Annotated in this window: 14 protein-coding genes and 1 pseudogene; 6 read left to right on the top strand and 9 right to left on the bottom strand. The window is 44.1% G+C overall.

What is annotated here, in order from left to right; translation table 11 throughout:
- Nucleotides 1-54: 54 nt before the first annotated feature.
- Nucleotides 55-150 (bottom strand): annotated as a pseudogene (locus tag AB6D80_RS17060) (EamA family transporter); the annotation flags it as partial.
- A 125-nt stretch (nt 151-275) separates the two neighbouring features.
- Here AB6D80_RS17060 and AB6D80_RS17055 point away from each other — a divergent pair.
- The 3 genes from AB6D80_RS17055 to AB6D80_RS17045 all read left to right on the top strand — a co-directional run bounded on the left by AB6D80_RS17055 (nt 276) and on the right by AB6D80_RS17045 (nt 2,060).
- A complete protein-coding gene (locus AB6D80_RS17055; RefSeq protein WP_065680207.1) occupies nt 276-758 on the top strand; it encodes a MarR family winged helix-turn-helix transcriptional regulator in 483 nt (160 codons plus the stop codon).
- A 28-nt stretch (nt 759-786) separates the two neighbouring features.
- Nucleotides 787-1,188 carry a hypothetical protein gene (locus tag AB6D80_RS17050; protein WP_083994638.1) on the top strand — a complete coding sequence of 134 codons (402 nt, stop codon included), beginning with the start codon at nt 787-789 and terminating at the stop codon, nt 1,186-1,188.
- A 353-nt stretch (nt 1,189-1,541) separates the two neighbouring features.
- Nucleotides 1,542-2,060 carry a hypothetical protein gene (locus tag AB6D80_RS17045; protein ID WP_029224076.1) on the top strand — a complete coding sequence of 173 codons (519 nt, stop codon included), beginning with the start codon at nt 1,542-1,544 and terminating at the stop codon, nt 2,058-2,060.
- Between the two features lie 199 nt (nt 2,061-2,259).
- Here the strand turns inward: AB6D80_RS17045 and AB6D80_RS17040 are convergent, their stop codons facing one another.
- A complete protein-coding gene (locus AB6D80_RS17040; RefSeq protein WP_371708552.1) occupies nt 2,260-2,787 on the bottom strand; it encodes a hypothetical protein in 528 nt (175 codons plus the stop codon).
- Nucleotides 2,788-3,090: 303 nt separating this feature from the next.
- Between AB6D80_RS17040 and AB6D80_RS17035 the strand changes: the two genes are divergently transcribed.
- Nucleotides 3,091-3,354 (top strand): hypothetical protein, encoded by a 264-nt coding sequence (locus AB6D80_RS17035; RefSeq protein WP_371708553.1) that lies wholly within the window; start codon nt 3,091-3,093, stop codon nt 3,352-3,354.
- Between the two features lie 22 nt (nt 3,355-3,376).
- Nucleotides 3,377-4,636, top strand: a complete 1,260-nt coding sequence (locus tag AB6D80_RS17030; RefSeq protein ID WP_371708554.1) for a hypothetical protein — start codon at nt 3,377-3,379, stop codon at nt 4,634-4,636.
- A gap of 99 nt (nt 4,637-4,735) precedes the next feature.
- On the opposite strand, the gene AB6D80_RS17025 is transcribed toward AB6D80_RS17030, so the two are convergent.
- The 5 genes from AB6D80_RS17025 to AB6D80_RS17005 all read right to left on the bottom strand — a co-directional run bounded on the left by AB6D80_RS17025 (nt 4,736) and on the right by AB6D80_RS17005 (nt 8,755).
- On the bottom strand, nt 4,736-5,617 hold the full coding sequence (locus tag AB6D80_RS17025) for an AEC family transporter (protein ID WP_269336883.1): 882 nt from the start codon (nt 5,615-5,617) through the stop codon (nt 4,736-4,738).
- A gap of 258 nt (nt 5,618-5,875) precedes the next feature.
- Nucleotides 5,876-6,562, bottom strand: coding sequence for a DNA-3-methyladenine glycosylase I (locus tag AB6D80_RS17020; RefSeq protein WP_102249922.1), 687 nt, complete (start codon nt 6,560-6,562; stop codon nt 5,876-5,878).
- A gap of 155 nt (nt 6,563-6,717) precedes the next feature.
- Nucleotides 6,718-7,233: a GNAT family N-acetyltransferase gene (locus AB6D80_RS17015; RefSeq protein ID WP_371708556.1), complete on the bottom strand. Its 516-nt coding sequence runs from the start codon at nt 7,231-7,233 to the stop codon at nt 6,718-6,720.
- A 42-nt stretch (nt 7,234-7,275) separates the two neighbouring features.
- Nucleotides 7,276-7,902, bottom strand: a complete 627-nt coding sequence (locus tag AB6D80_RS17010) for an HD domain-containing protein (RefSeq protein ID WP_371708557.1) — start codon at nt 7,900-7,902, stop codon at nt 7,276-7,278.
- Between the two features lie 193 nt (nt 7,903-8,095).
- On the bottom strand, nt 8,096-8,755 hold the full coding sequence (locus AB6D80_RS17005; RefSeq protein ID WP_372067190.1) for an HAD family hydrolase: 660 nt from the start codon (nt 8,753-8,755) through the stop codon (nt 8,096-8,098).
- A gap of 410 nt (nt 8,756-9,165) precedes the next feature.
- Between AB6D80_RS17005 and AB6D80_RS17000 the strand changes: the two genes are divergently transcribed.
- A complete protein-coding gene (locus tag AB6D80_RS17000; protein ID WP_004732879.1) occupies nt 9,166-10,494 on the top strand; it encodes an anaerobic C4-dicarboxylate transporter in 1,329 nt (442 codons plus the stop codon).
- Between the two features lie 110 nt (nt 10,495-10,604).
- Here AB6D80_RS17000 and AB6D80_RS16995 read toward each other — a convergent pair whose 3' ends face one another.
- On the bottom strand, nt 10,605-10,928 hold the full coding sequence (locus tag AB6D80_RS16995) for a DUF4144 domain-containing protein (protein ID WP_017103486.1): 324 nt from the start codon (nt 10,926-10,928) through the stop codon (nt 10,605-10,607).
- 92 nt (nt 10,929-11,020) lie between these two features.
- The gene (locus AB6D80_RS16990; protein ID WP_372067194.1) at nt 11,021-11,812 is read right to left on the bottom strand and encodes a CLCA_X family protein; all 792 of its coding nucleotides are present in this window, start codon (nt 11,810-11,812) and stop codon (nt 11,021-11,023) included.
- Nucleotides 11,813-11,897: the final 85 nt, after the last annotated feature.

Here is an 11,897-nt window from a genome sequence, read left to right as displayed (position 1 = left end):
GGGATTATCTGCTAACTGCAAGATCGTTCAAGTCTTCTTAAACGATCGGCATTACAATAATAAAGGGGGCCATTCCTGTAGCGTAAATTGCGTCACTGCATAGGTTGTTCCCCAAAAGAACGCGGGAATCATTGCTAATAATATATTCATATAAAATATCTTTACATTAAGATAGTTGGTTGTATGAACTGTATACCTAGATCATATGGTTGTAAAGTATCTTTATGTTAAACTAGTTTGAGGTAAACAAGACTAACAACGGAGCGAGATCGCAAATGGATGCTATCGACCGCGTAGTAGAGCAATGGGCAAAGGAAAAGCCTGAATTAGAAACTGAGCCAATGGCAATGATGGGCCGGATTATGCGTATTGCCAAGTATATGGAGACGCAAGTTGCCGAGCTTCATAAAAATTACGACATGAAACTTGGTGAGTTTGATGTGTTGGCAACGTTGCGACGTTCTGGGAAGCCTTATCAACTGACGCCATCAGAACTGATCGGATCGATGATGCTGACATCAGGCGCAATGACCAATCGCCTTGATAAACTAGAAGCTAAAGGGCTGATCAGTCGTGAGCACAGCAAAGAAGACAGACGCAGCGTGAGTGTTCAGCTAACCAAAGATGGTCTTATTCTGATCGATCAAATGATGACTGAACATGTCGAAATGCAGAAAAAACTGGTTAAGTCATTGTCTGCGAGCCAGAAGAAGAACGCTAATCAACTTCTGAAAGCATGGTTGAGCGCTTACGAATAATTTTTAGGTGACGGAGTAGGGTACGACTATGGACAGTATTCAAAATAATACGGAAAAAACAGATATGCTTGAGAAAGTAGAGCGCGTTGTATTAATTAATGGATTGGAATATGAGGTTAGCGGAAATGTTCTTAATCTTAAGCTAGGCAGAGCGGGTGGAAAGGTAAAAATCAAATACGATTACGGGACGAATTCATACGTCTACAACTGTAATGAGTATGCTATTGGTTTTTCCAGTCTCATCTTCTTCGTTCTTTCGTTCAATACTCTGTATCAAGTTGATCACCAAGCATGGTCTGGTTATGTCGCGGGTTTGATGTTCGCTGGAGCAATATTCAATTTGATCCAATTAGTGCTATCGCACGTCCAAATGTTAGACATTAAAGCACAGCTAAGAGAAGTAGGTATCTACCTCAAGTCTGGCGCGTAAGAGCCTTTAGCATCTTGTGTATCGTGAACAACTGAATAACTGAACAACTTAGCCATTTCTGAGTAACGAGTGGTTAAGCCCTGCCATCGGTGGTTATATGTCCAAATAAACAGCGTTAACACCAATTCTTAGTGCTGTTTTTACTTTCCTCTTACACACTTTTCTTATATCGAACCTAGTATCAAATTTCTCTTGGTTATACAGGCAAGCTTCTCATTATGAAGAACTTTTTTGATAGCGAGCTCATGCTCTCTAGCTCCTTGAACTTCGTTCTGCTGTCACTTGGACTCACGCTCCTCTTACATATTCCAATTTGGTGTGGATTCAACCTGAGTCGGCGAAAATGGAAGCGTATGGATTATTTATGGCCGTTTTTAGCGGGTATCGGAATGCTTGGTGCCGTGTCTGAGATTCGAGCGAAGGTGGCGGGTGATTGGGTTGAAACCGAACAAACCAGAGCGGTGGCGATTTTAGAATCTGTTCAGCAGTTCTCTTTGGATAAGCTGAGAAGTGATACCTGTACAGGTCAGCCATCTTTAGATAATTACGCTCAGTACCACGACGCGTGTTTGTGGTATTTGAATACGGCGATTACGTTTAAAGATGTCGATTTCACCTTGTTACCCAATGCATCGGATTTTACGGTTCCTGCGCCGAGCGTGTCGTTAGTTGAAAGTGATGCGGTGTGGGTGGATGGTATGCTGAGTCAGTATGAAAAGCAGAAAAACCAATATATAAAAACCAGAGAAGCGCAGGTAAAGCAGCCGCTAGAAAGTATCTTTTGGTATGTGAGTCCTTACTTAGTGTGTTTCGCGATTGCACTACGTCTTACTAAGGTGACAGCAGAGCTCAAGTTGGATAAATGCTCATAGTTCACTGAATGTTTGTAGTTCACGGTTCATCGCTATATCAATGGGTAACTCAATAGCTAGGCAAGCGTATAACTTTAGGTAAGCGTATAACTAATAGGATGTGTCTGAATTAGAGATAAAAAAATAGCGTCAGTATTGAATTACTGACGCTATTTTTATGTTAGATCCAACAGTAGCGGAAAGTTGTTTATAAAGGTGGCTACTTAAATTGGTATCTAACCGAAAGTTGTAATTGAGGGCCGTAAAGACCGTTGTTTTTGGAAGCAACTGAAAACACGGCTTTATCTGTGGCATGGAATCTAGCTCCAAACGTAAAGATTGAGTGCTCTCCGTTAGAACCCGCAAGCACATGGGCTTCTACTCTCTGAGTGATCCACGCTCGAATACCCGCATTAAATTCGACATAAGCTTTCGTTTCTCCAGCTGCGTATGAGTTTTTGTTGAAATGGAGTAGCAGCTGCGTATTTAAGTCGATCCCTTGAGTTATTGGACCATAAACTTGAGGGCCGATGTATGCATCAAAGTTGCTTTCATCTTCGGCTGTGTTGGTACTAAGGCCGCCCAAAATTGCCAAGCTATCGTTGATGTCGCGTCCACCATCCACGCTTAACCCCATAGGCTTTGCTTGCATCCCAAGTTCTACAAAGTCCGTTGTGAAATTTGCCGCAGATATAGCTTGATGAGAGAAGAGGCATAGCAGTAGAGGTATTACATTTTTAATTTTCATATGACTTACAAAAGATAGTAATAGTGGAGTAAAGCGCTTGGTCATGCTTTATTTATTGTCACGCCAAAGCGATGAAGTTCTTCGAAAGTTAAGTCAAAGAAAATGTGTGTTCTTGTTGTCCATCTTGATTGTGCTGTATAGGGGGGCGATAACCCATTCCTTTGCTTGATGGTTGTATATTAAACATAACTGCAATAACCAACAACGATTTTAATTTTTTTTTGTATCGCCCTATGTTCTGATTCTCACTTGAATTAATTGAAAACAGACAAGCGGTCTAAATTTCGTTTTAGGAACAAATGTATGAAGAAAATCGTTGGTTTAATCTTATTAGCTTCACTTACTGCATGCGGTGGTGGAGGCGGCGGTGGCGGTGCGACTAAAGGTGGTAGCAGCAGTGGTACTGGCAGCAGTGGTGGTAGTACTGGCGGCAGTACAGCGGTTTCTACTCAAGCGCTCGAGCGTTCTGTTCTTAAACTTAGCGTGGGTGATGTACAGAAATTGAGCTCTGTTGTTTTCTCATCTGCAAGCATTACTGGATTTGAAGCTCCAAGTCAGTCCAAATAAACCACTAGAAGGAACATAAAATATGACAAAGACACTATTACCACTAGTGCTAGGCGTTTCTTCACTTGCGACAATGGTTCATGCAAACGAAGATATTAATCTACAGGGCTACTATAAATCTAAGGCGGCGATAAAGTTCGCTGTAGATAAAATTCAGCAAAATAAAGTTGAATTTATGAATTTAGATAAGGCGCTTACACTTTCCCCTAGCACTTCTCCGCAAACTCTAGTTTCTATTGATGACCTCGCTAATTCTAAGCCAGCACACAGTGATGTATTTGTGTCGAAGGCTAAAGAGTTCAAATTAACCAATAAAGTGTGCGTGATTTCAAAAGATGGCGCGACGATTGCGTTCGAAGCTGATGATGGTGCGACGACTTGTGCCTTTGATTTAGATAAAGTACACAAAGCAATGGCGAAAACAACGGAAGATCTTGTTTTCTTCAAACGCTACGGAACCGGTGAAGAGACTCAATATACAATTGATAAGATTAGTCTTATTGGTTTAGATATCTCTAATACATTCTTGTACACATCTAAGGGTAAATTGCTCGGTGATATCGTTAAGGTTAAGACGAGCCCTGCCGGCAAGTACACTGTTGAACATTACGTGGATGCAGGCCCAGAAGACGGGACTAAAATTGGCTTTAAGGCATATCAATGGGCTGACGATATGGCCGATGGTCAGAAAGCGATAGTTAACTCTGTGTCATACCATTACGGATCGAAAGTTACGTTGGACAACAAAAAGACAGCGTTCCATTGGGTGATAAAGGATCATGTAGCGCCTTCTAATGTTAACGGTGATTTCTACTTTGCTGCAGCGGTTAGCCGTTTAGCGCGTTCTTCTGTCGACAACAATATTGAGCAAAAGGATACGTACTCTAGCAAAGCCCCGTCTGATTTGATCGCTTATAACTTCAATAACGCTAATAAATTAGTTGGTCTGAGCCCTGATGCTTGTACGATTAAGCAAATTGCTGACGGTAAGGCAACGGTAACTTGGTACACTGGATTTAATCGAGGAAAGGATTGTTCAGCAACAGCCGCTGACCTTGCTGGTAAAAAGAAAGTGACCACTTCTACTCTTACGAATGATGGCAGTAAGAAAGTGTCGGTTGCTAGCTTGAAAAAAAGTGCGTCTGATATTCTTCAGGCAGTGGAGCTAGACTCTACATCAGCTTCTGGTTTAACGGATGCTGAGTTTACTGCAATGAAAGCGAAATATGATGCAGCGACAAAGCAATACAAAGGCTTCAATAGCATTCAATTCTGGAAGTAGTTAACTCTAATGCCTAACTTTCTGAACACAAAAATGGGCAGTTTATCTGCCCATTTTTTATAACTGCAACGAATGACAAACCTTCCTTTAGCTTGGGGTTCAACTCGATAAAGACAGTGCGAACGACAACAAGATTGGTAGGGTAACCACACTTAGGAAGTTGCCAAACAACACCATGGACGCGACCTTAGGGGGCTCGACATTGAACCTCTCTGCAAACAGGTAGTTCATCACAGCGGGTGGCAGCATGGTGAACAGCACCATCATTTGTAGATGAAGCGTCGGCAGTGGGATAAAGAAGTAGATGATGGTAAAAGCGATCGCCCCTGTAAATAGGGATTGAGCCGTACACAACAAGCCGACCTTTAATCCGCTCAGTCTCAAGTTGACCATTTGCGAACCCAGCGACAGCAGCATAATAGGAACGGCAGCTTGCCCGAGCAGTGATGTGGCTTCGTAGATCGGATTCCACACGGTAATTCCAGACAGGTTGAGCGTCATCGCTAGCGCAGCCGCTAAGAAAATTGGCATCTTGAGGATCTGTTTGATCGGATTACCGTCGCTCAATAGCGCTAAGCCAACACTAATATGGACACATGCCGATACCACAAATAGTAATACCGCAGGGGCTAGTGCGCTCTCGCCAAAGGTATAGGTGAATAGGGGAATGGCTAGGTTGCCACTATTACGGAACATGTGTGGCGGAGCCCAAGCTTTAAAATTGAGCTTAAAGATCTTACAGATCGGAATCATCAACAATGCAGGCACTAACACTGCGACCAAAGAAGCGGTTATGAGTGGCAATTGCTCTGTGTCGAGAGGCATGGTGGTCAGCGATGCAAACACTAGCGCAGGGATACACACATCCATGTTGATGCGATTGATCGGTTTGAAATCGGGCTTGAGCCAACGACCGACCGCAAAGCCAGCACTGGCTAAAGCAAAAACGGGAAACAGAATGCTGATGACCTGTTCGAACATAGAATTCCTTTCTAGGTTTAGTACATCCATTTAGCGGAGAAACGAATGTTTTAGAGAGCGCTATAGATATGTTTGAAATCGAGATGTATAAACATTAACCTATCAACATAATGACTTGGCGTCACCGAAGATCGTTGTCTGTCAGCGGTTAATTTACATTTCTTTGAATGAAGCACAAAAAAAGACCAGTGGCATCCGCAACGGGTCTTTAAAGGCTAGATAAATCTGGACGGGTTCTTTAATTAACTACGATGACCACTAGACGCGATTATCACCACAGCTGTAGGCAACGATCTGGCTGATTTCGCTCAGGCTACGACCTGACTGTTGCTGCCATTCGTTGAAGGCTTTACCCGCTGCCAGTTGTGCTCGCTTGGTGTTACGGCCGCTATCTACCACATCGGTACTGCGTAGGTGCGCTTCAACATCCGACGACAAGATGAAAGTGTCTTTACCCATTTGACGCAGAGTGTAGGCACCAGTATTACCACCTAATCGCTTGCCGTGTTTTTTCAGGTAATCCCACAGATCTGTGATACGTTCTGATGGCCAGTCGGCAACCATTTGCGAGAATGAATCGGCTTCACGCTTGGCATTGTGGATCATGGTGGCATTAGCAGGGATGGTCATCACTTTAGTGAGGTGGCGAATAATGCGCGGGTCTTGCGCTTTCTGTTCCCACATCTCATTTGGCAGCATCAGCATTTTCTCGATGTTGAATTCAAAAAACACTTCTTCAAATTGCGGCCACTTCTTTCTCACCACATTCCATGAAATACCACACTGGAATACTTTTTCAGTAAAGGCGGCTAGCCAACGATCGTCTGTGATTTGCGATAGCTCGGCTTGGGAAAGGGGTGCACGAACAATTTTTTCGAGTTCGGCCGCTCCGCCTTTGCGGTGAGCAGCACGTTGATAAATAGTGTCGAATTTTTCTTGGGTCATTGGAGGTTCCAAATTACATCTGTGTATCTTGAGTATGTAGCTAATGCTCAATGATATGGGGTCAAATCTGGCAATTAAAACAAGTCGATTAACTAAATAAGTCTGTTAATTAAAACAATCCTGGTAACTAAAATTAACCTGACAATTAAAATGAACTAGCAGAGCTTTAATTCCATCTGATACAAGGGCCACGTTTTGCCATTGAACTCTTTCACGCTCGGCTCTTTGTCGACTACCTGAAATCCCGCTTTGCCGTAGCAGCGTTTTGCTCCGTAGTTTTGCTTAAATACGGCCAAGGTGATGGTGGTGATATTTGGGATTTCTTTCGCCGCCTCTAAGGCCGTTTCAAGCATCAATTGCCCTAATCCTTTGCCTCGTTGGTTTGGGTGAATCGCGACTCGGCAAAAGCGAAGTTCATTGTCTGACATGCGTTGAAACTCCATAAAGCCAAGCAAGTCATTGGCGTTTGAATCGGTATTCGGTTCAGAGTATGACTTAGATGCAGAAAAGGTATAAAGCTCGACATGTGATTCTTGAGATCGTTCGATGATGGAGGCTGTTTCTAACGGCCAGCCAAAGGTTCGTCCGCCCCATAGAACGTAGTCTTCTTGGGATGCAAACCAAGTGACGATCTCGTCGGCGTCGGATGCTTTAAAGCGGTTTATTTCCATATTCTTATCTCTTCCTTATCGTGTGTCTTTTTTTATAAGCCGCTAAACTTCCGCACCCAACTGATCAAGAAAGTCACGCATGTACTCGGTGCGCTTGTTGGCTTCCAATTTGGCGGATTCTGTATTCATGGTTTCAGCGAGCTTAAACAGTTTCACGTAGAAATGGTCGACGCTGTAATGCTTGTCATCCAAGTCACGCTGCTTCGCAAACGGGTCTTCGTGGTTATACAGCTCGGCGTTAAAGCTTTGACCTACGTACAGGCAGCGAGCGATACCAATCGCACCGAGAGAATCTAGGCGATCTGCATCTTGAACAATCTGTGCTTCCAAGGTTTCTGGTGTGATGTTGGCGCTGTAACTGTGAGTGACAATAGCGTGATGGATTTCGTCGAGGTAGGACGCAGGATACTCGATAGATTTGAGATAAGAGATAGCCTTGTCTGCCGCCATTTTTGAGCTTTGGGCTCTGTCTGGGTGGTTCTTAGGGAAGGTGAAGCAATCATGAAGGTAAGCGGCAGGAAGAACGACCTCAAGCTTAGCCTGTTCTTGAGTACACAAAACCTCAGCAGTTTTGACTACGCGTTTGATGTGGCTGATGTCGTGCGCTGCATCTTGTGTCATTTCTTGTTGCGCAAAATCAAGCAGTTGGCTTTCTAATTTTTCTATCACGCGTCCCTTTCTCCATTTTTAGACGTTATCAATGTTGCTTATCGTTCAGTGTCGTTTCATATCGACTTTAACAGTTTCAAGCGCGAGTTTTTATCTTTTATAAAAGGAATACCCACAAAAAAACCGACTCTGTGAGTCGGCTTAATAGAAAGGTTATCCTGTGTTGATTAAAGCGTTAACAACGGTTCAGAGCCTAAGCTGCAGCTTGTTGAAGCTGTGCTAACACATCATGCAAAGAAGGGCTGATGGTGTGCCCAAGCGCTTTTACTTCGTCACATGGCTCTACTAAATCAGGGATCTGGAAGCTGATCATGTTCGCTGCCATTGATGCGCGAATACCGTTGTTTGAATCTTCAAACGCTAGGCAATTTTCAGGTGCAACACCTAAGCGCTCTGCCGCTAGCAAGTAGATCTCTGGGTGAGGCTTACCATTGGTGACTTCACAGCCTGTGCTTAACGAAGCGAAGTAAGAATCTAGGCCAGCCAGTTCAAGCTTCTTTTTCGCGATATCAAGCTGAGTGGAGGTCGCTACCGCGATTGGAATGTCGTTTGCTTTAAGCCATTCAAGTAGTTCGATAACACCATCTTTAACTGGGATTGCTTGGTGCTTAACAACCGCATTGTAGCGAGTGCGCCATTCGGTGTTCAGCGCCGGGTAATCTAACCCTTCGCCGTAGCCCTTTCTAAAAATCTGTTCGATGGTTTTTGCGTTACAACCAATGATGCCTAAGTAAACATCTTGCAAGAACGGAACATCTTGCGCGTGACATGCTTCTTCAAAAATCTGCATACAAAGTCTCTCGGTGTCGAGTAACAGTCCATCCATATCAAAAATAGCAGCTTGAAAATTCATATCCGTGGTTCTTTATGTGTTGTCATCGTGAGGGCGAGTATTTTGACATAGTGTCTCGGGATAGGCGAGTCAGTGTTCAGTAAGAATATGCTTAGTTAGATAGGAAGTATGCTTCTGGATGGCTTTGTATATGATTGATTATGAATGAAATAATATCGTTAAGTTATGAGTCTGGTATTTTATAGGCCATACAGATCTAACAGTCACAATAATGGTTATCGAACATAACAAATTTAGATTTAGAGTCTGTCTTCCTATTACATTTCATAAACTTACGGTTCAGTTAGCGTGACCATAATCTTAGAAAAAACAATTTGTGAGAGTCCGCAATCATAGTGTGACCAAGCGATAAGTAAATGGCGGAACTTAGGGACAAAATATCATTAGTCCACATTTTTAGAGGGTTGCTTATGTTGTATTTTGAGTTTCTATTTTTATTAGTCGTACTTTATATCGGGTCTCGGTATGGCGGTATTGGGTTAGGTGTTGTTTCTGGTATTGGCTTGGTTATCGAGGTGTTTGTCTTCAAGATGCCACCAACGTCTCCACCTGTCACCGTAATGCTGATCATCCTCGCTGTTGTTACCTGTGCTTCTATTCTTGAAGCGGCTGGTGGCTTGAAATACATGCTGCAAGTGGCCGAAAGGGTACTGAGAAAGAACCCGAAACGCGTCACCTTGATAGCACCGTTCGTGACTTACTCGATGACTTTCCTATTGGGTACTGGTCATGCGGTTTACTCCATCATGCCTATCATCGGCGATGTTGCACTGAAGAATGGTATTCGTCCTGAGCGCCCAATGGCGGCTGCATCTGTTGCGTCGCAACTGGCGATTACTGCATCTCCAATCTCGGCAGCAGTGGTTTATTACCTCGCGCAACTTTCTGATATCCAACACTCTATTACTCTGCTTTCTATTTTGATGGTGACGGTTCCTGCAACGCTGTTCGGCACACTTTTACTTTCTCTGTATAGCTTGAAACGTGGTAAAGAACTGAACGACGATCCTGAATACCAAGCGCGTCTAAAAGATCCTGAGTGGAAAAAGCGCATCGAAAGCACCACTGCGACGTCTTTGGATGAAGTGCTGCCAACTTCGGCGCGTAATGCGGTATTGATTTTCTTATTGTCGATTGTGGTGATTGTTATCGTGGCGATGGTGCCTGAGATCAGAACCATCGTAGACGGCGATAAGCCAATTAAGATGTCGGTGATCATCCAAATGATGATGCTCTGTTTCGGCGGTATCATTTTGTTAGCGACCAAAACTGACCCGCGTGACGTGCCAAACGGCGTGGTATTCAAATCGGGTATGGTGGCAGCGATTGCTATCTTCGGTATCGCTTGGATGTCGGATACCTATTTCCAATACGCAATGCCTCAGTTCAAGTCGGGCATCGTGGAAATGGTGACTAACTACCCATGGACGTTTGCGCTAGCGCTATTCATCGTATCAGTTGTGGTGAACTCTCAAGCCGCTACTGCACGTATGATGCTACCGGTTGGCCTTGGCTTAGGGTTAGACCCAGCATTGCTTATCGGCTTAATGCCAGCGGTGTACGGTTACTTCTTCATCCCGAACTACCCATCAGATATCGCAACGGTGAACTTCGATGTGTCTGGCACCACTAAGATTGGTAAGTGGTATTTCAACCACTCATTCATGTCAGTGGGTTTAATCGGTGTCGTCGGCGCATGTTGCTTAGGCTACGCTCTCGCACAGATTTTTATCGCTTAATTAAGCGATAGCGAAATAACAAACAAAAACAGCGCCTAATTTGGCGCTGTTTCTATTTGTTCTGTTTGGACGTATTAATTCGAACCTAGGTTTCGAATTAATAACCAATATTAACGAGGCTCAAAAGCCAACGACTGAATCGCTTCTTCTATCGTTAGGAAGTGGATCTTCATCAGGCACACTTCTGCTTTCTGGAACTCGTGATTTCGAATCAGTTTGGTTACGCTTTCAACTGAATACTGGTCTGCTCGTTTCGCTAGAGAGAGTTGGTTTGAGCCCGATTGCAGCGAATAGCTGTCGCCCTCTGAATCAATGAGGTAATCATCTTCGCCCAAGATCATATCTGAGCATTCGGCTTGAAATTCGTGTTCGGATGCGACGTAAATAAGCTCATCGTCCCCGTCGAGTTTTACCAAAGATGGCCAACTGATCATTACTGCCTCTCAATCATGGATGTTGAAATGTATGTCTGGACTATAAACAGTTTTGAAGATTGGGTCATCTATTGTCCTATCTGACCCAAACGTTACTTACTTAAAGATCGCCCTAATGGTGCAAAATAGCCTTGCATCGCATTGTAGATTTCCATTCGATGTGTGAGATCTGGATAGAGAGGGAACATGTCTGGCTTGGTTGTGCCGTCGACGAGATACGAGTTTTCTATATCTGAGCAGGATTCAATCGCAGATTCAAACGCGCGGGCCATCATCTCTGTGGGCAATGAGAAGTAACGAGCCGACGTTGCCTGGTCTGCAATAACACTTCGTGCCACGTAATCGTGTTTGTCTAGGTTATTGTCGCTGAGTAGTGTGGAATCGAACACAGACATCAAACTTTCGTTTAATGGATGAGGTCGTACCTTTCTATCGTGTAACCAACAGTCACTGGCGAACAAGATTTGCTTGCGAGGGCCAGAGGTATCGCCAATCTCAAATGCTTTCTCTGCGATATAGTGGTCAAATGCATGCCAGAACTCATGCGCTAACGCACCGGCACCTGCGTTCTTAGCTAGAGCGAGTTCTCTTTGATTTGGTGCGTAGTGTGCTTGTACACCCTTTCTTCCACCACTGCCGAACGCTAAGCCTAACGTCCCGCGAAGGCCAATTGCTTCTGGTGGCAAAGCCAAGATGTAAGCCAAGTCTGCTAACGAGTCGAATATCAGATTTGCAGCGAGCTCTTTCTCTTCTTTCGTTACCCAAGCGCCCACACGAATGCTGCCCATACCGAAGGTCTGTTTGATGTCCATGAATGACACCTGATCGCCATGTCGGTAGTCTGGGCCTTTGCGCGTTTTGTATTTAAAGTGGGTTAACTTCAAAAGGGTCCTTGGAAATAGATGTAGTTTAGCGCTGTTGTGTGGTGCACAGGGTTAAGTTGGGAAAGTTAGCACCTTTGTCAGTAAA

This window comes from Vibrio sp. 10N.247.310.17 (assembly GCF_041466605.1).
GTDB lineage: Bacteria > Pseudomonadota > Gammaproteobacteria > Enterobacterales > Vibrionaceae > Vibrio > Vibrio tasmaniensis_A.
This window is presented reverse-complemented; position numbering and strand designations above follow the sequence as displayed.